Genomic DNA, 20,273 nt, shown 5'->3' on the forward strand with positions numbered 1-20,273 from the left:
CCGGTCAGCGCGACCGCTTGGATGATTTGCGCTTCGATGATTTCTTGTTGGATGATTTCTTGGACGACGTCCTCGACGATTTCTTGGACGTCGTCTTGGCGCTCTTGCGCTTTGAAGCCTTCTTCGGGACCTTCTTGCCCTTCTTGCGTGCCTTCGACAGTCCGATCGCGATGGCCTGCTTGCGGTTCTTGACGCGGCCGCCGCGCCCGCCACGGCCGCTCTTCGCGGTGCCCTTCTTGTAACGCCGCATCTCGGTGGCGACATCGCTGCCCGAGCTGCGTGAGTAGCGGCGCTTTTTTGCCTTGCGTGCCATGCATATTCTCCCTCGGCGGGGAGAACCATTCTGCACAGCCATGGTTCCGGGAGCGTGGAACGGCGCAGGCCTAAAGCGCGATGCGATGCTCTAGAAGGAGTTTGCCAGCTCGATCTCCGCTTCCAGCACCTGGATGCGCCGGGCGGCCTCGCTGAAGGACAGATCCCGCGCATATTGGCCGGGCTGGTAGGCCTCTTCGCTGAGCCGCTTCAGCTTGAGGCCCTGCGCCCGCGTCATCTGCTCGCCCAGGAAAAATCTGGCGTCGTATTTACCTTGAACCTGCATCTGGCGTCTCCGTCCTGAAATCGTGACTTGACTATATGTTCTTATTTTGTTCTAACAAGGCATGGACAACAGAATTAATGAAATTCGACGTAAAATCAGAGCCTTGAGGTTTGAGATGGCCGACGTCGAGGCGTCGGTGCGCGACCTCGTCGAGCGCGATCACGACTGCACGGAAAAGGCCCTGGCGCAGATGGACCTGCGCCGGAAGATCAATCTCTTGATCGCCGAATGGAAGGCGGCCGGCGGCAGCGACGTACTGCCGAACGTCCGCGACCGAGTGCGACTTCGTGCCGTGAAGACAGGCGGCAATTCCGCGCGCGCAGTCGAGCGCCGCTGAGATCCTTGGCGCCGGATACTGAAGGCCGAGTGCCGAGCCCAAAGATAGAAGACAAAGGGCTCCGCAATGCGGAGCCCTTCATGATTCCAGGGCGCGCCTATTTGGTGGTGGTCATGCCGCCCTTGTTGGTCATGGTGCCGCCCTGATCGGAGCCGGGACCGGCGCCGCCTTGGCCGGATGGATCAGCGCCCTTGGAGGACTTGGTGTTGGCGCCGGTGGTCTGTGCCGACGATTCATGCTTGGCCTTATGCGATTTGGCCTGGGCGGCAAACGGCGCGGCGGCAAGGCCCGTTGCCAATATTGCGGCGAGAGCGAGCTTGGTCGTCTTCATGCGGGGGAACTCCCTGAGTTAAATTGACGCAGGCAGCAAACCGCGCGTCGCGGCAGGAGTCCCGGCGAAGTATCTTCCGTGCGTCACGCACGCTTCAAGTTTGCTTGTCCTCGACCAGGATGAACACGGTGCCGGTGAGCGTCGCGCCGATCGCGAAGGTCGTCACCAAGGTGAGGGCGAAGACCATCGCGGCCTGGCTTCCGCCATTGTTCAGCAGGTTGGCGACGGCTGGATTGGACAGGACGAGCGTGAGGCTGAAAATGAGGCCAAGCGCTGCGCCCATCATTGCATGTGTCATCAGCTTGATAAGGCCGCTGGCAGAGATCAGCTCAGACGACTTTTTGGTGCGCAAGGGACGGCATCCCGAACTGCCACGCCAACGCGCATGTGATCGCCGGGTTCCGCTCCGCTGAAGGAATTGTTACCGCCCGTTTCATCCGGCGTTCATGCCGGGCTTGCCAAGATGGGCGCCAGCAAAACGGGAACATCGATATGGGTAAGGTGGTCTTTCTTTACCGCTCGCTAGCCTATCGCAACGCAGCCGCGGACATCCTGCGCAAGGCGCGCAAGCTCCCGATTGGCGCGGAGCGGAGCGCAGCTCGCCGCTACGCGAGGGCGCTGCGCGATCTCGCCCGAACGGAAGCCTGGCTCGAAGGGCGCGTCGCGCGCGAACCGCGCACGGCGGAGCGCATGAGCAGCGCAGCGTCAGGTTAACCGGATGCGCGTTGCAATTCGGCGGCGCCGGCGGTGTCGAACTTGCTTGGTGCAGCCGCCGCGGTCTTGCGTGTCAACGGCACCTCAAGACGGCACAGCAGGCCCTCGGCGCGCCAATCGAACTGCGCCTGTCCGCCAAGCTGGGACTCGATGCTCGCAAGCAGGCTTCGCGTGCCGAAGCCGCGCGATTTCGGGGTCTTGACCAGGGGACCGCCAGATTCCTCCCAGCTCAGCGTGAGCAGCTCCTCGTCGACCTGCCAATCGATCGCGAGCCGCCCCGATCGGGTGGATAGCGCGCCGTACTTGGCCGAGTTGGTGAAGAGCTCGTGCAGCGCGAGCGCGAGCGTCTGGGCCGTCGCCGGCAGCAACTGAACTTCGGGCCCTGCCAATTTGATCTGGTCACCCAGCGAATAGGGCGCAAGCTCCTCGTCGATCAGCCTGGAGAGCTCGGCGCCCTGCCAGCTCGACAGCGACAGGATGGTGTGCACGCGCGCCAGCGCATTGATGCGCCCCTCGACGGCGTTGACATAGGCCTTGACCTCGTCGGCCCGGGTGAGGCGCACGATCGATTGCGCCAGCGCCAGCGCGTTCTTCGCGCGATGATCGACTTCCCGCGCCAGCAGGTTCTGCCGCTCCTCGGCGCGCTTGCGCTCGGTGATGTCGACGGTCACGCCGCTGACGCGCACCACGCGCCCGCTCTCGTCCGTGGTTGCGGCCGCCGTGCCGACGCACCAGCGCACCTCGCCGTCGGGCCGCAGGATGCGGAACTCCGTCTCGTACGCGCGCGTACCCTTGTTGAACTCGGCGATCGCCTTGCGCAACTGATCGACGTCATCGGGATGCAGCAGGCCCTGAACGCTGGCCGGAGTGACCTCGAAATCCTCGGGGCTGACGCCGAAGATGCGGTATTGCCCCTCGTCCCACATCCAATCGCCGCTGATCCAGTCCCAGTCCCATGACCCCATCTTGCCGGCCGCGATCGCCATGCTGCGCCGCTGCTCGCTCTCGCGCAGCTTCGCCGTGGACGCCTCCAGTTCCGCGGTGCGGGCGCGGACGCGATCCTCGAGCTCGTGGTTCAGCCGTTCGAGCTCGCGCGTCTTGCGGTAGAGCTCGGCAAACACCTTGATCTTGGCGCGAAGCACCTCCGGCACGACCGGCACTGGCACGTAATCGACCGCGCCCATCTCGTAGCCGCGCAGCCGGTCGATGTCGCTGACCTGGATGGCCGAAATGAAGATCATGGCGGTCTTCTGAAAGCGCGGATGCTCGCGGATCATCGCGGCGAGCTCGAAGCCGTCGAGCTCGGGCATGCAGACGTCGACCAGGATCACCGCGATCTCGGTCTTGAGCAGCACCTCCAGCGCCTCGCGGCCCGAGGAGGCGATCACGAGGTTCTCGCCGAGATCCTTCAGGATCACCTCATAGGCGAGCAGCTTGGCCGGCTGATCGTCGACGAGCAGGATGTTGACCTTTTCCTGGTCCATGCGCGGGTCCAACTCAGCGATGCAGCCACATGCGGATCGCAAGCAGCAATTGGTCGGTGTTGACCGGCTTGGCGAGGTAGTCAGACGCGCCGGCTTCGAGGCACTTCTCGCGGTCGCCCTTCATCGCCTTGGCGGTCAACGCGATGATCGGCAGACGGGCGAAGGCCGGGTTCTCGCGGATCACGCCGATGGTCTGATAGCCATCCATCTGCGGCATCATGATGTCCATCAGCACGATCGCGATCTCCGGATTGGATTCGACCAGCGTCACCGCCTCACTGCCGGTCGTGGCCGTCAGCACCCTCATGCCGCGTCGTTCCAGCACGCTTGAGAGCGCGAAGATATTGCGGGCATCGTCGTCGACGAGCAGGGCGGTCTTGCCGATCAGGTCCTCGTCGGAACTGTTCAGCTTCTCCAGCATGCGCTGCTTCTCGATCGGCAGCTCCGTGATCACGCGGTGCAGGAACAACGCGGTCTCGTCGAGCAGGCGCTCGGGCGATTCCACGCCCTTGACCACGATGCTGCGTGCCATGGTGTGAAGCTCGGCATCCTCCTCGGCGGAAAGCTCGCGGCCGGTGAACACCACGACGGGGATGTTCGACAGCGCCTCGTCGTTGCGGATCTGATCGAGCACCTCGAAGCCGCTCATGTCGGGCAGCCTAAGGTCGAGCACCACGCAATCGCAGGGTTGCTCGCGCAACGTCGTGAGCGCGCCGGCCCCGGTATCCGTGGCCAGGATCTCGATGTCGTCGTGGTGCAGCAGCTCGCGGATCGAGAGCCGCTCGGCCTCGTTGTCCTCGACGATCAAGAGCCGCTTGCGCCGCGGCCGCGCATATTCCTTGATTTGCGTCAGCGCGGCCGAGACGCCCTCGGTCGTCGTCGGCTTGTTGACGAAGGAGAAGGCGCCGCGCGCCAGCGCATGCTGGCGGTCCTCGTCGAGCGTGATGATCTGGACCGGGATGTGGCGGGTGAGCGGATTGTGCTTGAGCTGGCTCAACACGGTCCAGCCCAGCATGTCGGGCAGGAACACGTCGAGGGAGACGGCCGTCGGCTGGTATTGCTTGGCGAGCTCGAGGGCCTCGGCGCCGCGCGCGGCGACCAGGACCTTGAAGCCCTTGTCGCGGGCCAGATCGACCAGCACGCGGGCATAATGCGGGTCGTCCTCGACGATCAGGAGAATGGTGTCGCCGGGCTCGAGGTTGAGGCGGTCGTCGGGCAGCTGCTCGATAACGCGCTGCTGGTCGGGCGCAGCAGGCTGCAGCGCCGGCGGCTGGCCGTATTGCTGTGACGCCGGCGCCCGCGGCGCGAGGGTCGGGCCGGAATATTTCAAGGGCAGATAGAGCGTGAAGGTCGAGCCCTTGCCCGGCGCGCTGCGCAGGTGGATCTCGCCGCCGAGCAGGCTGGCAAGCTCGCGGCTGATCGCAAGGCCGAGGCCGGTGCCGCCATATTTGCGGCTGGTGCCGGCATCGGCCTGCTGGAACGCCTCGAAGATCAGCTTCTGCTTCTCCAGGGGAATGCCGATGCCGGTGTCGGACACTTCGAAGGCGATCACGGCCGGCGCCGAGTTCAGCACCGGATGATCCGTCCCCCAGCCGCCGATTGCGCCGGCGACCTTCAGGCGCACTTCGCCGTCGGCGGTGAACTTGAAGGCGTTGGAGAGCAGATTCTTCAGAACCTGTTGCAGCCGCTTGGAGTCGGTCACGATGCTGCGCGGCAGGTTCGGATCGACGTCGATCTTGAACGACAGGTTGCGGTTGTCCGCCTCGTGCCGGAACGGCCGGCCGACGGTCTCGAGCAGGTTCGCGGTCAGGATTTCCTCGGCGTCGACCGTCACGGTGCCGGACTCGATCTTGGAGAGATCGAGAATGTCGCTGATGAGGTTGAGCAGGTCGGTGCCGGCACCATGGATGGTGCGGGCGAACTCGACCTGCTTGGCCGAGAGGTTGCCATCGGGGTTGTCGCTGAGCTGCTGTCCGAGGATCAGGATCGAGTTCAGCGGCGTACGCAGCTCGTGGCTCATATTGGCGAGGAACTCGGACTTGTACTTCGACGTCAGCGCGAGCTCGGTCGCCTTCTCCTCGAGCGCGCGGCGGGCCTGCTCGATCTCCTGGTTCTTGCGCTCGACCTCGACGTTGCGTTCGGCGAGCTGCTGCGCCTTCTGCTCGAGCTGGTCATTGGTCTGCTGCAATTCGCGTTGCTGGGTCTGCAGCTCGCCGGCGAGCTGCTGCGACTGCTTGAGCAGGCCTTCGGTCTGCATCGTGGCCTCGATCGAATTGAGCACGATGCCGATGGAGTCGGTGAGCTGCTCCAGGAACGTCATCTGCGACGTCGTGAAGGAGATGAGCGAGGCGAGCTCGATCACGGCCTTGACTTGGCCCTCGAACAGCACCGGCAGCACGACGAGGTTTTTCGGCGCGACGCGGAACAGCGCCGAGTTGATCGGCACCACGTCCGACGGAATGTCGGAGACGACGCGCGGCCGCTTGTCGAAGGCGCATTGGCCGATCAGGCCTTCGCCGAACTGCAGCACCGGCTGATAGGGGTAGACGCCGTCGCTGGCGTAGGAGGCGAGCAGCAGGAGCTGCGGATCGTTCTCGTTTTCGACCTGGTAGATCACGCCGGTATGGGCGTTCACCAGCGGCGACAATTCGGTGAGCAGCAGGCGGCCGACGGTGGTGAGGTCGCGCTGGCCCTGGAGCATGTTGGTGAACTTGGCGAGGTTGGTCTTCAGCCAGTCCTGCTCGGTGTTCAGCTCCGTCGTGAGACGGAGGTTGGTGATCATCGTGTTGATGTTGTCCTTCAGCTCCGCCACTTCGCCGCGGGCGTCGACCTGGATCGACCGCGTCAGGTCGCCCTTGGTCACCGCAGTTGCGACTTCCGCGATCGCGCGCACCTGCGAGGTCAGGTTGGCCGCGAGCAGGTTGACGTTGCCGGTGAGATCCTTCCAGGTGCCGGCAGCGCCGGGCACGTTGGCCTGACCGCCGAGCCGGCCTTCGACGCCGACCTCGCGCGCCACCGAGGTCACCTGGTCGGCGAAGGTCGCGAGCGTCTCGGTCATGTTGTTGATGGTGTCGGCGAGCGCCGCGACTTCGCCCTTCGATTTCACCGTGAGGTTCTGCTTCAGATCGCCGTTGGCGACCGCGGTCACCACCTTGACGATGCCGCGCACCTGCTCGGTCAGGTTCGCCGCCATGAAGTTGACGGTGTCGGTGAGGTCCTTCCACGTGCCGGCGACGCCGGGCACTTGGGCCTGGCCGCCCAGCTTTCCTTCCGTGCCCACCTCGCGTGCGACGCGCGTCACTTCGCCGGCGAATGCGTTGAGCTGGTCCACCATGGTGTTGATGGTGTTCTTCAGCTCCAGGATTTCGCCCTTCACATCCACAGTGATCTTGCGCGAGAGGTCGCCGCGCGCGACCGCCGTGGTGACTTCGGCGATGTTGCGGACCTGGGTGGTGAGGTTCGCAGCCAAGAGGTTGACGTTGTCCGTGAGATCCTTCCAGGTGCCGCCGACGCCGGGCACCACGGCCTGACCGCCGAGCCGTCCCTCGGTGCCGACCTCGCGCGCCACGCGCGTGACTTCGGCGGCGAAGGAGCGGAGCTGCTCGACCATGGTGTTCAGCGTGTCCTTCAGGAGAAGGATCTCGCCGCGTACGTCCACCGTGATCTTCTTCGACAGGTCGCCGCCGGCGATGGCGGTTGCGACCTCGGCGATGTTGCGGACCTGCGCTGTCAGGTTGGAGGCCATGAAGTTGACGTTGTCGGTGAGGTCCTTCCAGGTGCCGGCGACGCCGGGCACCTCGGCCTGGCCGCCGAGCTTGCCTTCGGTGCCGACCTCGCGCGCCACGCGCGTGACTTCGCCGGCAAAGCCGTTGAGCTGGTCCACCATGGTGTTGATGGTGTTCTTCAGCTCGAGGATTTCGCCCTTCACGTCGACGGTGATCTTGCGCGAGAGGTCGCCGCGCGCCACCGCGGTCGTCACCTCGGCGATGTTGCGGACCTGGGCGGTGAGGTTACCCGCCATCGAGTTGACGGAGTCCGTCAAGTCCTTCCAGGTGCCGGCGACGCCGGGCACGTTGGCCTGACCGCCGAGGCGGCCTTCGGTGCCGACCTCGCGCGCCACGCGCGTCACCTCGCCCGCGAAGCGGTTGAGCTGGTCGACCATCGTGTTCAGCGTGTCCTTGAGCTGAAGGATCTCGCCGCGCACGTCCACGGTGATCTTGCGCGACAGGTCGCCGCCGGCGATGGCGGTGGCAACTTCCGCGATGTTGCGGACCTGGGCGGTGAGGTTGCCCGCCATCGAGTTCACGGAGTCGGTCAGGTCCTTCCAGGTGCCGGCGACGCCGGGCACGTCGGCCTGGCCGCCGAGCTTGCCGTCGGTGCCGACCTCGCGCGCCACGCGCGTGACTTCGCCGGCGAAGGCGTTGAGCTGGTCGACCATGGTGTTGAGCGTTTCCTTCAGCTGAAGGATCTCGCCCGAGACGTTCACCGTGATCTTCTTGGACAAGTCGCCCTTCGCCACCGCGGTTGCGACCTCGGCGATGTTGCGGACCTGGCCGGTGAGGTTCGAGGCCATCGAGTTGACGCTGTCGGTGAGGTCCTTCCACGTGCCGCCGACGCCGCGCACCACCGCCTGACCGCCAAGCTTGCCTTCGGTGCCGACCTCGCGCGCCACGCGCGTGACTTCGCCGGCGAAGGCGTTGAGCTGGTCCACCATCGTGTTGATGGTGTCCTTCAACTCGAGGATCTCGCCGCGCACGTCCACGGTGATCTTCTTCGAGAGGTCGCCGCCGGCGACTGCGGTGGTCACCTCGGCGATGTTGCGGACCTGCGCGGTCAGGTTCGAGGCCATCGAGTTGACGCTCTCGGTGAGGTCCTTCCAGGTGCCGGCGACGCCGAGCACGTTGGCCTGGCCGCCGAGCCGGCCCTCGGTGCCGACCTCGCGGGCGACGCGCGTGACTTCGCCGGCGAAGGCGTTGAGCTGGTCGACCATGGTGTTGAGCGTCTCCTTCAGCTGAAGGATCTCGCCCGAGACGTTCACCGTGATCTTCTTCGACAAGTCGCCGCTCGCGATGGCGGTCGCGACGTCGGCGATGTTGCGGACCTGCGCGGTCAGGTTGGAGGCCATGAAGTTGACGTTGTCGGTGAGGTCCTTCCAGGTGCCGGCGACGCCGGGCACCTGGGCCTGGCCGCCGAGCTTGCCCTCGGTGCCGACCTCGCGCGCCACGCGCGTGACTTCCGAGGCGAACGAGTTGAGCTGGTCCACCATGGTGTTGATGGTGTCCTTCAGCTCCAGGATCTCGCCGCGCACGTCCACCGTGATCTTGCGCGAGAGGTCGCCGCGCGCCACGGCAGTGGTGACGTTGGCGATGTTGCGGACCTGTGCGGTCAGGTTGCCGCACATCGCGTTGACGGAGTCGGTCAGGTCCTTCCAGGTGCCGGCGACGCCGGGCACGATGGCCTGGCCGCCCAGCTTGCCGTCGGTGCCGACCTCGCGCGCCACGCGAGTCACTTCGGAGGCGAAGGAGCGCAGCTGGTCCACCATCGTATTGATGGCTTCCTTGAGCTGGAGGATCTCGCCGCGGACGTCGACCGTGATCTTCTTGGAGAGGTCGCCGTTGGCGACCGCGATCGTCACCTCGGCGATGTTGCGAACCTGGTTGGTCAGGTTGTTCGCCATCGAGTTGACGCTCTCGGTGAGGTCCTTCCAGACGCCGGTCACCTCCGGCACCTGGGCCTGGCCGCCGAGCTTGCCTTCGGTGCCGACCTCGCGCGCCACGCGCGTCACCTCCGAGGTGAACACGCCGAGCTGCTTGATCATGGTGTTGACGATCGTCGCCGACTGCAAGAACTCGCCGCGGAGCGGACGGCCGTCGACGTCGAGCTTGACGGTCTGCAGCAGGTCGCCTTGGGCGACAGCGGCAACCGCGCGTGTCACCTCGCGGGTTGGCCACAACAGGTCGTCGATCAGCGTGTTGACGGAGCCTTCCATGTCGGCCCAGGAGCCGGAGGCGAGGCCGAATTTCACACGCTGGCGGGTCTTGCCTTCGCGTCCCACCACCTGGCCCACCAGCTCGAGCTGCTGTGCCATGCGCTGGTTGGCGGCGATAATTTCGTTAAAAGTGTCGGCGATCTTGCCGTCGATACCGAGATAGTCGCCGCTCATGCGCACCGAAAAGTCACCGCTGCGCATCGCCTGGAGGGCGAGCAGCAGTTCCGCTCGGGAATCTGACTCGGACGTACCGTTGATTTTTGGCTTTGGGACGCGACGACCGGAGCGTGATGCAGTTCCGGAATCGAGGTCGCTCATACTGTTTCCCCCGCAGGCGTCGGCCGAATCTGAGGCAAGACGCGTTCGACGAAATAAGAGCGTCAGCCAAATTCGAAATCAAGCGCCAACGTACGGCGCAAGGAAATGGAACCCGCTTTGCTCAGCCCAACCGAGTTAACGACGGACCGGCCGGTTTGTTCCACACCTCCTCGAAAGGAAAAAGGCCGCAGGGGCGGGTCGTCAACGCGTCCGTCGTCCGCAGCCCTGCTTCGGAACGGAGCGCCGAGCCTGACGGTTAGCCGGGGCAGACAGGGAGAACGGACATGAAGGCAGCAATTGTCGCCATCGCCATCACGGCGCTTGCCGCGGGGTCGGCTCTGGCGCAGGGCGGTGCGCCAAGCGGGCGCGGCTCCGTGACGGGCGACCCCGCCGCAAGCTCCGCCAACCCGCAGGCGGACACGCCGACCACCGGAGCGGCCACCCGCTCGAATCCAAGCGGAAGCGGCACGTCCTCGTCCGGCGGCAAGGACGACAACGGCGATGCGGGTCGCGATAAGATGCCGGAGAGCGACCGCACCGTGCGGCCGCAGAGCCAGCAACACCGGAACGACAAGTAGAGTTATTTGTCCGCCATGGTGCGCTCGGCGTCCCTGACCTGCGCGCGAAGCAGCGGAAGCTGTTCGCGCGCGAACGCTGCGAGCGCCGCATTGTCGGGCGCCGTCAGATAGCGCTCGAGCAGGCCGATGATCGATTCATACTCGGGAATTTGTGCGGCATAGAAACTTCTGACGTAGGCCGGACCATCCGACATTTCGGGCTCGACGAGGCTCGCGCTCAAGGATGTTGCCCTGCCGACATGCAGTTCCGCGCCGATGGCCTCCTGGACCTCTTTTAGTCGCTTGTCGCGCTTAGCCGCTTCCTCGGCGCGCAGGGCGGCGAGGTTCTTGACCTCGGCGTTGCCCTTGAGGTCGGTGTTCTCGAGCAGCCCCTGTTGAAACCGGCTGAAATTGTAGGCACCGCTGATCACCTCGATCGCGGAGGGCGCCCGTGCGCCGGGCTTTCGTTCGCCAAGGCTGTCGGCAAGCGCCGAGGTGCTGATCAATGCCAGAATGATTGCGGCGACAACTCGCATTGATCTTCAATGACGAACCGCGTGCGAAAGTTCCCCTACCATTACGATCCGGTAAGCGGGTTGCGGCGCAAGAGTTCCGTCCCCACGTCCTTTATATGAAACAGTCTGACGTCTTCAGAGACAACGCCGACAATTGTCTTCAGCTTGCCGAGCGCGCTGACGGACAGCCCGCCCATAAGCGCTATTCGCGCATGGCCGACGCCTGGACGGCACTCGCCAACGAGCAGGATTGGCTCGACGGCGAAATTTCGCCCGTTCCCGTCCATGCAGCTCCAAAGCGGAACGGGTGAGCTCGTCTTTAAAAATCTGCATGTGAGACCGCTCACGGAAGGCGCACAACTGATTTGGGATCATCCGGGAAGGTCGATCGCGGAGGTTTCCAATTGCAGAAGGAGGTTTGACGATGGCTCCACGTCTGGCTCTTCTCTCCCTCATTCTCGCCTTTGGCGTCTCCGTCGCGTTCGCGACGGTGACGACGGTGCGACAGGTGCATCTCGAGAGCGCATCTGCCGTCCATGCCGTGCGCAGCTGATTGCGGCAGCGGAACATTCGACGCCGCAATGCGTAAGCGCTCCGACACATCAGCAGAAGCGAGAGCGCATCATGGCCCATTCCGACCAAGGCATCGTCAAGGACAAGCGTGGGGAGGAGCAGCCCCGCGACAAGGAACGTGCGCAATCCGTGCACAAGGCGGATCCGAAAGGCTCGCCGTCGCGTGAAGCGACGCGCGATCCCAAGCTGAACGACAACATCAAGACGCCGGGTTCCGGCGCCATGCCGGACGGCTCGAGCGACGCCACGGGCTAAGCGCTCACCAGGAACGAATTCGCGCAGGAAGAGTCGCCGGGTTGCTTCCGGTAGTCATGCCCCCGGTGCGCCGGAAGCAATCTCCAAGGACGGCCCTGGCACCCACCGTGCCGGGGTCGTTTGCTTTTGAGGGGGGCTTTCCGTGCGTCATCCGCCGCCGCTCTCCGGATCCCCCTGAGTATGTCCTTCAGGCCCGCGGCCGAATACGCCGAAGCTGCTTGACTTCACGCCGGCAGCGGCATCGACGCCCACAGCGGCCAGTCCGAACTTCAGGAGTTCGCGGACTGCTGCCGCCCGCGTCGGCATGCGGTGCTTGAACCGGAAATCGTCAATGGCGGCCAACTCTTCCGGCGAGAGCATGACCTGGAGGCGCTCGGCGCGAAGGTCGTTCATGGCGATCACGCAAATTGAGTAGGTTGAGTAGCTTACTCAACGAACCAGCTTGATGAGAGTTCCGCGAAAGCCGACGAAGTCCGCAAGTGAGTAGGAAATCAAATGAAATCAATAATTTATTGTAACGCATGCCGCCGTAGGGCATTGTTCCCGGAAGGGAGGAGAAACCATGACGGACGAAGTCAGGTTACCTCGCAAGCTTTCCGAAGAACCCGCAGCGCCCGAGCCGGTGCGGCCAAGCCAGCAGAAGATCATCGATGAGGTCGAGCGCTGGGCCAACAGCCCGGGCCTCCAGCCGCCGCAATCGCGGCCTTCGACGGGAGCGAAAGCGAGCTAGGGCATGATCCGGAAAAGTGCGAAGCGGTTTTCCGCAAAGATCATGCGTAAACAACAATCTAAAGCGCGATGACGATTCATCCAAATCTCATCGCACTTTAAGGCTTTGCGAAGCGAGAGCCCGTTGCCGACGGCGAATGGCCTGATCGACGCGATTTGTGGGAGACACTGCGAAGCTTGCGTCTGAGCCACCAGGCCGACACGGACACGATGGCCCAGACCGTCAGCGCGGCTAAAAAAGCGAGCGCGACGCTTGCCCCGACAATTAAATGGAAGATAGCGGCGAACGCGGCGAGGCCGATGCTGCCGAGCGCGGCGCCGACAGCATCGAGGGCCGCGGCCTTCTGTCCGCGACGCCGCCCGCTCAGGCCGGCCTTCTCCTTGGCGTGACGCTCGTGACTTTCGATCAGCGTCGCGCTGGCGCAGAAGATGGCCGGAAGAGCAAGAAAGAGCCCGCCGACGGACAGGCCGAACTTCGAACCGATAACGCCCGCGAGCACCGTCGCACCGCCGCCGAGCACGAAGCGAATGGCGTACTCGTACCACCGCGTCTGTTTCAGCGCCGATGTCGATAGCTTCACCAGCATCAGGCGGCACCTCCCAGGCCGGCGAGCAGGCCGAAGGCGACAACGAGCCATGCGGCAAAGGCGAGGATCGTGGCTGGAAGCGCGCCGAAACGGAACCTCATCAGGAGGTGGCAGACGACGACGCTGTAGCAGGCGAGCGCGATGGCGCCATAGATCATCGTCCAGCTCTGGGCCGCAGCATATTGCGGGCCGTGCTGGACCACTGCGATGCCGAGGGTGGCCAGCGCCACCGACGGTGCGGCGCCGAGCAGCCCGGCAAAGCTCTTCGGCCGCAGCATGTCACCGACGATCGTGAAGACGGATACGATCAGGCCGCCGGCGACGAAGCGCACGAGATATTCAGTCATGGCTGTCCCCCCGAGCCCTTGCGCTGCCGCTGCCGTGACTTCGCCATCGTGAACGGCCGGAACAGGCGCTCAATGATGATGCCGAGCGTGAAACCTGCCACGACGTCGCTGGCCCAGTGCGCGAGCAGCGCGACGCGCGTCAGGGACAGCGCTACCGCAAAGGAGCGCGCCAGGCTGCGCGGGGCCGGCGGCAACAGGCCTGCGGCCGAGGCAAGGGCGCCCATATGCACGGCGTGACCTGAGGGAAATGCATCGCGCGCTCGCCCCGAAAAGGGAACGCCGCGCCTATGGCCGCTCACCGTCAGCCGGTCCGGCCTCGTCTGATCGAACACGGATTTCAAGACATGTGGCAACACGGCCGTCACCAGCGACACGATCAGGACGTGATCGGCAACGGGACGCTGCTGCGGATGCCGAAGGCGGGTGTAGAGCCATCCCACTGCCGCGAGCGCAACCAGGACATGCTCGTCGGCGCCCCAGGTCATGGCCTGGGCGGCATGCTCGAGCCCCGAGTTGGTATTGTGCGCGATCTCGTTGGCGATCGCCGTATCGATCCGGGTGGGTTTGACTGTTACAAGGGCCATCGGTCCGTCGGCGACTGTTCCTCCATGACAGTTTTGTAAAGCCCTGGAACAAAGAAGGTTCCTGGCTCAACCGGCAGGCACCGCACAGCGGCAGCGCGATGACGTTCTCATCGCGCGCCAGGAAAGGACGCCGGAGGGCCGGCGTCCTTTCAGCAATGCGTTACTTGCTGGATTGGCCGACGCTCGGCGCCCTGCCGAGGTTCTTGGCCATGTCGAGGTGGTGCTTCAACGCCGGGAGCGTTTTGCCGGCCCAATCCTTGAGCTCGGCATTGTCGCCGCCCTTGGCGTAGCGCTCGAACAGCGACACGGCATCTTCATGCGCGCTGACCTGATAGGAATTGTAGTCCGAGCTGAAATCCTTGCCGCTTGCATTCTTGAGTTTGTCGATCTTGCTCTGATGCGAGCTGTCGAGCGCCGTCGGCAGCTTGGCCTGCACCTTGCCATTGCCGACCAGTCCCTTGAGCTCGTTGCTCGTCTTGGTGTGATCGGTGATCATCTGCTGCGCGAAGGCTTTCTCTTCCGCGTTGCCCTTCTGCTGGGCGAGCTTGCTCGATTCGATCTCGAACATGTCGCTGATCGCGACCTGCGTCACGAAGTCCGCGGTCGCAGGCGCAACGCCGAGCGCCGAATTCACGCCGGTCTTTTCGCCGAGCGACTGGGCGAGGGCGGGGCCTGCGAGAACCATGCAGGCAAGAGCGATGATTGTGCGTTTCATGGTCAAATCCTTCCGAAAAGGTCGCGTGGCCGCTTGCCGGCGACGTGCGGCGACCAACACGCCGCGGGGGCCCGAGGTTCCTAACGGCTAATCCGCGCGATTCCGTCCGGTGCGCGGATTGATGGGATCTGTCGGCTTGCGTCGAAGCCGTTCGGGCAGGAACGGTTCGGCCGCCGTGGCGGTCGCGTCGGCCCGTACATCCGCGTGGTGCTGCGCCTGCTCGTGGGAGGTGCGGTTGTCATTGATCCGGCGCTTGACATCGAGACCGTCGACCGGATCGTTGACGCCGTGCCTGATGTCGCGGAAATCACTCATGGCTCGCCTCATTGCTTTCCTGGCAGGATCGATTCCAGCACCTGCCGCGCTGCTCCCTTGATCATCCCGCTCTCGTTCGGGTCGCCCTTCATCAGGGCGAGCGAGAAGTTCTTCGCCTGCTGCAAGGTGATGTGTGGCGGCAGCGGCGGCACCTCGGGATCGGTTTTCACTTCCAGCACGACGGGCATCTCGCTTGTTAGCGCCTGCTCCCAGGCCGAGCCGAGCAGCTGTGGGCTGTCGACGAAGATGCCGCGCAGGCCGATCAGTTCGGCGAAGCGCGAATAGGAGACGTCGGGAATGCGCTGTGACGCCTCGAACTTGGGATCACCGTTGATGATGCGTTGCTCCCAGGTCACCTGATTGAGGTCCTCGTTGTTGAAGACGCAGACGATGAACCGCGGGTCCTTCCAGTCGCGCCAATACTTCGCCGCGGTGATCAGCTCGGCCATGTTGTTCATCTGCATGGCGCCATCGCCGACGAGTGCAATCACGGGGCTGTCCGGATGGGCGTATTTGGCCGCGAGCGCGTAAGGCACCGCAGCGCCCATCGAGGCGAGCCCGCCGGAGAGCGAGGCCGTCATGCCGCGCCGCATCTTCAGGTCGCGGGCGAACCAGTTGGCGCATGAGCCGGAATCGCTGGTGATGATGGCGCGGTCCGGCAGGCGCGGTGACAATTCCCAGGCGACGAGCTGCGGATTGACGGGCGCGGCGGGCTGATGCGCGCGGCCATCCAATGTCTTCCACCACGTCGCAACGTCGTCCTGGATGCCCTGGCGCCAGGCCCCGTCGCTCTTGGGTTTCAGCCGCGGCAACAATGCCCGCAGCGTCTCGGCCGCATCTCCGACGAGGCCGACTTCCATGGGAAAGCGGATCGACATCATGCTGGCGTCGATGTCGATCTGCACGCCGCGCGCGCTGCCTTCCTTCGGCAGGAATTCTGCGTAAGGAAAGGTCGAGCCCACCATCAGCAGCGTGTCGCATTCCATCATCATGTTGTAGCTGGGCTCGGTGCCGAGCAGGCCGATCGAGCCGGTGACCCATGGCAGGTCGTCGGGCAGCGCGGCCTTGCCGAGCAGCGCCTTGGCGCAGCCGGCCGACAGGCGGTCGGCGACCGCGATGATCTCGTCGGTGGCGTGAAGCGCGCCGGCGCCGACGAGCATTGCGACCTTCTTGCCGGCATTGAGGATATCAGCGGCGCGGTCGAGATCGACGTCGTGTGGGATGATTCTAGGGGCGCTGTATCCGACGCCCGAGTGCAGCGTGCCGTGCGCGCGGGGCGGGTCCTCGTAAGCCTCCTCCTGCAGGTCGTTGGGCAAGATGATGACGGTAGGAGTCCGCCGCGCCAGTGCGATCCGCACCGACCGATCAATCAGGTGTCGCACCTGCGCGGGCGAGGAGGCCTGCATGACGTAGGCGCCCGCGACGTCCTTGAACATGGAGAGGAGGTCGAGTTCCTGCTGATATTGGCCGCCGAGGGCGTTGCGCGACTGCTGGCCGACAATCGCCAGCACCGGCTGGTGATCGAGTAGCGCGTCGTACAGCCCGGTGACGAGATGCGATGCGCCGGGACCGGAGGTCGCAATGCAAACGCCGAGCTGACCTGAGAATTTTGCGTAAGCGGTTGCCATGAAGGCCGCCATTTCCTCGTGCCGCGCCTGCACGAAGCCGATCTTGCCGCCCGCCCGGTTCATCGCACCGAACACGCCGTTGATGCCGTCGCCGGGATAGCCAAAGATGTGGCGCACGCCCCATTGGTACAGGCGCCCAATGATGAAGTCGGAGACGGTCTGGGACATCGCGGGCGGCTCTCTCTGTTGCGGCCTCGGTAGCCTCAGAGAACCGGCTCTTGGTGGTGATGTTCCCAAAGCTTTTGCGGAATACCCGCCGGAACGATCACTCACCCCTTCCGGTTGATTGATAAATGGCTGAGTGGAGAATGACGATGCTGAATCAGGGCGAACTGGACCGTAACGAGATGGGCCGGCTGATCGGAAGCGACAAGGTCGAGGGAACCGCGGTCTACGGTGCCGATCGCAACAAGATCGGTTCAATCGAACGGGTCATGATCGACAAGATCAGCGGCAAGGTCTCATATGCGGTGCTTGGTTTCGGCGGCTTTCTCGGCCTCGGCAATGATCACTATCCGTTGCCCTGGCAGTCGCTGAAGTACGACACCGAGCTCGGCGGTTACGTGACTGCGATCACCGCCAAGGATCTGGAAGGCGCGCCGAAATACGGTGAGAAGACCGACTGGAACTGGAGTGACGACGCCGCCGTGCGCGGCATCAACTCCTATTACGGTGTTCCCTTCGCTTGAGCTTTGAGAGGCGCGGCGCCTCGCTCACCCCGCCGCTTCTCTCCGCCCCGGGCCCGCATGCACATGCACCTGCTTGGCATGCAGCACCTCGCCGCATTCCGAGCACACCATTACGGGATCGAACAGCTTGCCGCAGCTCTTGTGCTCGTGCAGCAGCGGGCGGCCGCGCTCGTCGCCCATATGGGTGTCACCCCAATGCACCATCGCCATGATGATCGGGTAGAGGTCGAGCCCCTTCTGGGTGAGGATGTATTCGTAGCGCTTCGGCGCCTCGGAATAGGGGACGCGGCGCAGGATGCCGAAGCGGACCAGCTTCTTCAGCCGCTCCGAGAGCAGATGGCGTGTGATCTGGAGCGAGGACTGAAACGCCTCGAACCGCCTGACCCGCAAGAAGCACTCGCGCAGGATCAGCAGCGTCCAGCGGTCGCCAATCGCGGCGACGGTGCGCGCAAGCGAGCAGGGCTCTTCCTCCAGCGTGTCCCATTTCATGATGCGGTTCCTCAAGTCGTCAGTCTGAAAAAGGAACTAAGTTGATCGATCAGAGAGATTTTCACTAGAAACTAACATTCAGCTGCTCAGTTTGACAGTTCTATTATTGAACTATAGCCTCCGGCACACAAACGCCGCGCGCTCGCAGCGCGGCCCATGGGAGGAGGCGGTCTTGTCCAAGCGAAACGCGACTGCGGCCGTCATCGGGGCCGGCGATTTTATCGGCGCCGAGATCGCCAAGAAGTTTGCCGCCGAAGGGTTCTCGATTTTCGCCGGCCGCCGCAATGGCGATAAGCTCGCGCCGCTGGTGCAAGAGATCGAAGCCGCCGGTGGTGACATCCACGCCCGCTCGCTCGACGCGCGGAAGGAGGATGAGGTCATCGCCTTCCTCAATGACGCCGACAAGCATGCACCGCTCGAAGTCTGCATCTTCAACGTCGGCGCCAACGTCAATTTCCCGATCCTCGACACCACCGAGCGCGTGTTTCGGAAAGTGTGGGAGATGGCCTGCTATTCCGGCTTCCTCGCCGGGCGCGAGGCCGCGCGGCTGATGCTGCCGCGCGGCGGCGGCAACATCTTCTTCACGGGTGCGACCGCGAGCTTGCGCGGTGGCAGCGGCTATGCCGCCTTCGCCAGCGCCAAGTTCGGCCTGCGCGCGGTCGCGCAGGCGATGGCGCGCGAGCTCGGGCCGAAGAACATCCACGTCGCCCATCTCATCATCGATTCCGGCGTCGACACCGAATGGGTGCGCCAGCGCCGGCTCGAGGCGCTCGGGCCGAATGCGCTCGATAATCCCGACCTCCTGATGCCGCCGTCCTCGGTCGCGAACGCCTATTGGCAGCTTTACCAGCAGCCGAAGAGCGCCTGGACTTTCGAGATGGAGATCCGCCCCTTCGGAGAGAAATGGTGACCGCGGCGAGAAAGTCCGGCTAGACTGAGCTCAACATCAAGCAAATTCCGGGAGGATTTTCAGTGAAGACCGCGATCACCGAACTGTTCGGCATCGAGCACCCGATCATCCAGGGCGGCATGCATTTCGTCGGCTTCGCCGAGCTGGCCGCTGCCGTCTCCAATGCCGGCGGGCTCGGCATCATCACCGGTCTCACGCAGAAGACGCCCGAGCTGCTCGCCAAGGAGATCGCGCGCTGCCGCGACATGACGGACAAGCCGTTCGGCGTCAACCTCACCTTCCTGCCGGCCTTCTCGGCGCCGCCTTATCCGGAATACATCGCGGCCATCGTCGAGGGCGGCATCAGGGCCGTGGAGACCGCGGGCCGCAGCCCGGAAGCCTACATGCCGGCGCTGAAGGCCGCCGGCATCAAGGTCATCCACAAATGCACATCGGTGCGCCACTCGCTGAAGGCCGAGCGCATCGGCTGCGACGCCGTCAGCGTCGACGGCTTCGAGTGCGGCGGCCATCCCGGCGAGGACGACATTCCCAACATGATCCTGCTGCCGCGTGCGGCGGAGGAGTTGAAAATCCCATTCGTCGCCTCCGGCGGCATGGCCGATGGTCGCAGCCTGGTCGCGGCGCTCTCGCTGGGCGCGGCGGGCATGAACATGGGCACGCGCTTCATCGCCACCAAGGAAGCGCCGGTGCACCAGAACGTGAAGGACGCGCTGGTCGCGGCCACCGAGCTCGACACCCGCCTGATCATGCGGGCGTTGCGCAATACCGAGCGCGTCCTGAAGAACGCCAATGTCGACCGCCTGCTCGAGATCGAGCGCGAAAAGGGCGCCAAGCTCACGATCGACGACATCCACGACCAGGTCGCGGGCGTCTATCCCAGGATCATGCTGGACGGCCAGATGGATGCCGGCGCCTGGAGCTGCGGCATGGTCGCGGGCCTGATCCACGACATCCCGTCCTGCAAGGAGCTGATCGATCGCATCATGGCCGAGGCTGAAACCATCATCCGCAGCCGCCTGATGGGGTTCCTGGACGGGACGGACGCTGCGCGAAAGGTCGCCTGACACCGCCAAACTTCTTAACCACGGCGGCATCTGACCGCTGGAATTACGCGCGGCGCCTCCTAGATAGGGGTAAATTGCCCCTTTCATAAATCGATTTCAGGAGGCGTCCGTGGTCCTGAAAAGCGTTCCCTTCGCAATTGCCTTTGCCCTCGTGGTCGCAGGGGCCGGTGTTGCGCGCGCCGACGACTACAAGCCGGGCGAATATCTCGGCCTCGATCTATCCAAGGCGGTGCTGTCGCCGAAACGTCTCGGGCCGGAGACGCACTTCGCGCCGGTCGCGCTCGAAGCGCGCGGTGGGAACGAGGCACAGGCACGCGCTGAGCCCGTCGACGTGCCGAAGAAGGTTGCCGCCGAACGCGTTCGTGTGGCCGAGCCTAAGGGCACGCATGCGGCGAGCAGCCAGCCGCGGGGCGCGGCCCGCGCCAAGCTCGCGCACCGCCGCGGCAACCCGCTCGATGCGCAGGCACTGGACACCCGCATCCAGACCTGGCCATGCCGCTCCGGCGGCATCTGCAACTGGAAGCGGTGATCACAGGCGTCATCCC

26 protein-coding genes are annotated in these 20,273 nt (G+C 64.5%); 11 read left to right on the forward strand and 15 right to left on the reverse strand.

From position 1 onward, the window contains the following. Positions 1-4: 4 nt before the first annotated feature. Both ACVWYQ_RS34750 and ACVWYQ_RS34755 read right to left on the reverse strand, forming a co-directional pair. Complete coding sequence (locus tag ACVWYQ_RS34750) at positions 5-313, reverse strand: DUF6496 domain-containing protein (RefSeq protein WP_271542570.1); 309 nt, start codon at positions 311-313, stop codon at positions 5-7. Between the two features lie 90 nt (positions 314-403). After that, the gene (locus tag ACVWYQ_RS34755) at positions 404-598 is read right to left on the reverse strand and encodes a DUF3072 domain-containing protein (RefSeq protein WP_057026883.1); all 195 of its coding nucleotides are present in this window, start codon (positions 596-598) and stop codon (positions 404-406) included. A gap of 115 nt (positions 599-713) precedes the next feature. Between ACVWYQ_RS34755 and ACVWYQ_RS34760 the strand changes: the two genes are divergently transcribed. Beyond that, a complete protein-coding gene (locus ACVWYQ_RS34760) occupies positions 714-935 on the forward strand; it encodes a hypothetical protein (RefSeq protein ID WP_404543054.1) in 222 nt (73 codons plus the stop codon). A gap of 97 nt (positions 936-1,032) precedes the next feature. Here ACVWYQ_RS34760 and ACVWYQ_RS34765 read toward each other — a convergent pair whose 3' ends face one another. Together ACVWYQ_RS34765 and ACVWYQ_RS34770 are read right to left on the reverse strand one after the other, a co-directional pair. After that, positions 1,033-1,266, reverse strand: a complete 234-nt coding sequence (locus ACVWYQ_RS34765; protein ID WP_275508731.1) for a hypothetical protein — start codon at positions 1,264-1,266, stop codon at positions 1,033-1,035. A gap of 94 nt (positions 1,267-1,360) precedes the next feature. Beyond that, positions 1,361-1,618 (reverse strand): hypothetical protein, encoded by a 258-nt coding sequence (locus ACVWYQ_RS34770; protein ID WP_404543053.1) that lies wholly within the window; start codon positions 1,616-1,618, stop codon positions 1,361-1,363. 140 nt (positions 1,619-1,758) lie between these two features. Between ACVWYQ_RS34770 and ACVWYQ_RS34775 the strand changes: the two genes are divergently transcribed. Further along, the gene (locus ACVWYQ_RS34775) at positions 1,759-1,980 is read left to right on the forward strand and encodes a hypothetical protein (protein ID WP_404543052.1); all 222 of its coding nucleotides are present in this window, start codon (positions 1,759-1,761) and stop codon (positions 1,978-1,980) included. Here ACVWYQ_RS34775 and ACVWYQ_RS34780 read toward each other — a convergent pair. Both ACVWYQ_RS34780 and ACVWYQ_RS34785 read right to left on the reverse strand, forming a co-directional pair. Next, on the reverse strand, positions 1,977-3,464 hold the full coding sequence (locus ACVWYQ_RS34780; protein WP_404543050.1) for an HWE histidine kinase domain-containing protein: 1,488 nt from the start codon (positions 3,462-3,464) through the stop codon (positions 1,977-1,979). The two genes, ACVWYQ_RS34775 and ACVWYQ_RS34780, sit on opposite strands and share 4 nt — an antisense overlap. Before the next feature lie 13 nt (positions 3,465-3,477). After that, the gene (locus ACVWYQ_RS34785) at positions 3,478-9,771 is read right to left on the reverse strand and encodes a HAMP domain-containing protein (protein WP_456727022.1); all 6,294 of its coding nucleotides are present in this window, start codon (positions 9,769-9,771) and stop codon (positions 3,478-3,480) included. Positions 9,772-10,055: 284 nt separating this feature from the next. Between ACVWYQ_RS34785 and ACVWYQ_RS34790 the strand changes: the two genes are divergently transcribed. After that, entirely contained in the window at positions 10,056-10,349 is a 294-nt protein-coding gene (locus ACVWYQ_RS34790) for a hypothetical protein (RefSeq protein WP_271542558.1), read from the forward strand. A 2-nt stretch (positions 10,350-10,351) separates the two neighbouring features. Here ACVWYQ_RS34790 and ACVWYQ_RS34795 read toward each other — a convergent pair whose 3' ends face one another. Continuing rightward, positions 10,352-10,864 carry a DUF4142 domain-containing protein gene (locus ACVWYQ_RS34795; RefSeq protein WP_404543049.1) on the reverse strand — a complete coding sequence of 171 codons (513 nt, stop codon included), beginning with the start codon at positions 10,862-10,864 and terminating at the stop codon, positions 10,352-10,354. A 95-nt stretch (positions 10,865-10,959) separates the two neighbouring features. Here ACVWYQ_RS34795 and ACVWYQ_RS34800 point away from each other — a divergent pair, with 95 nt between their 5' ends. From ACVWYQ_RS34800 to ACVWYQ_RS34810, 3 genes are all read left to right on the forward strand, one after another. Next, complete coding sequence (locus ACVWYQ_RS34800) at positions 10,960-11,154, forward strand: hypothetical protein (protein ID WP_074447527.1); 195 nt, start codon at positions 10,960-10,962, stop codon at positions 11,152-11,154. Positions 11,155-11,267: 113 nt separating this feature from the next. Continuing rightward, positions 11,268-11,396: a hypothetical protein gene (locus ACVWYQ_RS34805; protein ID WP_271542554.1), complete on the forward strand. Its 129-nt coding sequence runs from the start codon at positions 11,268-11,270 to the stop codon at positions 11,394-11,396. A 71-nt stretch (positions 11,397-11,467) separates the two neighbouring features. After that, on the forward strand, positions 11,468-11,671 hold the full coding sequence (locus ACVWYQ_RS34810; protein WP_036038118.1) for a hypothetical protein: 204 nt from the start codon (positions 11,468-11,470) through the stop codon (positions 11,669-11,671). 147 nt (positions 11,672-11,818) lie between these two features. Here ACVWYQ_RS34810 and ACVWYQ_RS34815 read toward each other — a convergent pair whose 3' ends face one another. Further along, positions 11,819-12,064 carry a hypothetical protein gene (locus ACVWYQ_RS34815; protein ID WP_271542552.1) on the reverse strand — a complete coding sequence of 82 codons (246 nt, stop codon included), beginning with the start codon at positions 12,062-12,064 and terminating at the stop codon, positions 11,819-11,821. A 169-nt stretch (positions 12,065-12,233) separates the two neighbouring features. On the opposite strand from ACVWYQ_RS34815, the gene ACVWYQ_RS34820 reads away from it, so the two are divergent. Continuing rightward, positions 12,234-12,401, forward strand: a complete 168-nt coding sequence (locus ACVWYQ_RS34820; protein ID WP_271542546.1) for a hypothetical protein — start codon at positions 12,234-12,236, stop codon at positions 12,399-12,401. Between the two features lie 97 nt (positions 12,402-12,498). Here the strand turns inward: ACVWYQ_RS34820 and ACVWYQ_RS34825 are convergent, their stop codons facing one another. From ACVWYQ_RS34825 to ACVWYQ_RS34850, 6 genes are all read right to left on the reverse strand, one after another. Then, positions 12,499-12,987 (reverse strand): DUF3147 family protein, encoded by a 489-nt coding sequence (locus ACVWYQ_RS34825; protein WP_157286965.1) that lies wholly within the window; start codon positions 12,985-12,987, stop codon positions 12,499-12,501. Next, positions 12,987-13,334, reverse strand: a complete 348-nt coding sequence (locus ACVWYQ_RS34830) for a DUF3147 family protein (RefSeq protein WP_271542545.1) — start codon at positions 13,332-13,334, stop codon at positions 12,987-12,989. The genes ACVWYQ_RS34825 and ACVWYQ_RS34830 overlap by 1 nt, the downstream gene beginning before the upstream one ends. Further along, on the reverse strand, positions 13,331-13,918 hold the full coding sequence (locus tag ACVWYQ_RS34835; protein WP_271542544.1) for a phosphatase PAP2 family protein: 588 nt from the start codon (positions 13,916-13,918) through the stop codon (positions 13,331-13,333). The genes ACVWYQ_RS34830 and ACVWYQ_RS34835 overlap by 4 nt, the downstream gene beginning before the upstream one ends. Positions 13,919-14,078: 160 nt before the next feature. Continuing rightward, positions 14,079-14,633, reverse strand: coding sequence for a DUF4142 domain-containing protein (locus ACVWYQ_RS34840; protein ID WP_271542542.1), 555 nt, complete (start codon positions 14,631-14,633; stop codon positions 14,079-14,081). Positions 14,634-14,720: 87 nt separating this feature from the next. After that, positions 14,721-14,948 (reverse strand): hypothetical protein, encoded by a 228-nt coding sequence (locus ACVWYQ_RS34845; protein WP_157286961.1) that lies wholly within the window; start codon positions 14,946-14,948, stop codon positions 14,721-14,723. A gap of 8 nt (positions 14,949-14,956) precedes the next feature. Beyond that, positions 14,957-16,744: a thiamine pyrophosphate-requiring protein gene (locus tag ACVWYQ_RS34850; protein ID WP_404543047.1), complete on the reverse strand. Its 1,788-nt coding sequence runs from the start codon at positions 16,742-16,744 to the stop codon at positions 14,957-14,959. Between the two features lie 146 nt (positions 16,745-16,890). Between ACVWYQ_RS34850 and ACVWYQ_RS34855 the strand changes: the two genes are divergently transcribed. Continuing rightward, positions 16,891-17,265 carry a PRC-barrel domain-containing protein gene (locus tag ACVWYQ_RS34855; protein ID WP_157287000.1) on the forward strand — a complete coding sequence of 125 codons (375 nt, stop codon included), beginning with the start codon at positions 16,891-16,893 and terminating at the stop codon, positions 17,263-17,265. Positions 17,266-17,289: 24 nt separating this feature from the next. On the opposite strand, the gene ACVWYQ_RS34860 is transcribed toward ACVWYQ_RS34855, so the two are convergent. Beyond that, positions 17,290-17,754: a winged helix-turn-helix transcriptional regulator gene (locus tag ACVWYQ_RS34860; protein ID WP_271542538.1), complete on the reverse strand. Its 465-nt coding sequence runs from the start codon at positions 17,752-17,754 to the stop codon at positions 17,290-17,292. Positions 17,755-17,926: 172 nt separating this feature from the next. Here ACVWYQ_RS34860 and ACVWYQ_RS34865 point away from each other — a divergent pair, with 172 nt between their 5' ends. The 3 genes from ACVWYQ_RS34865 to ACVWYQ_RS34875 all read left to right on the forward strand — a co-directional run bounded on the left by ACVWYQ_RS34865 (position 17,927) and on the right by ACVWYQ_RS34875 (position 20,257). Next, positions 17,927-18,664 (forward strand): SDR family oxidoreductase, encoded by a 738-nt coding sequence (locus tag ACVWYQ_RS34865; RefSeq protein ID WP_275496905.1) that lies wholly within the window; start codon positions 17,927-17,929, stop codon positions 18,662-18,664. 62 nt (positions 18,665-18,726) lie between these two features. Continuing rightward, positions 18,727-19,728, forward strand: coding sequence for an NAD(P)H-dependent flavin oxidoreductase (locus ACVWYQ_RS34870; RefSeq protein ID WP_404543046.1), 1,002 nt, complete (start codon positions 18,727-18,729; stop codon positions 19,726-19,728). A 109-nt stretch (positions 19,729-19,837) separates the two neighbouring features. Continuing rightward, the gene (locus ACVWYQ_RS34875) at positions 19,838-20,257 is read left to right on the forward strand and encodes a hypothetical protein (RefSeq protein WP_271542532.1); all 420 of its coding nucleotides are present in this window, start codon (positions 19,838-19,840) and stop codon (positions 20,255-20,257) included. Positions 20,258-20,273: the final 16 nt, after the last annotated feature.

This window comes from Bradyrhizobium sp. USDA 3397 (assembly GCF_054060965.1).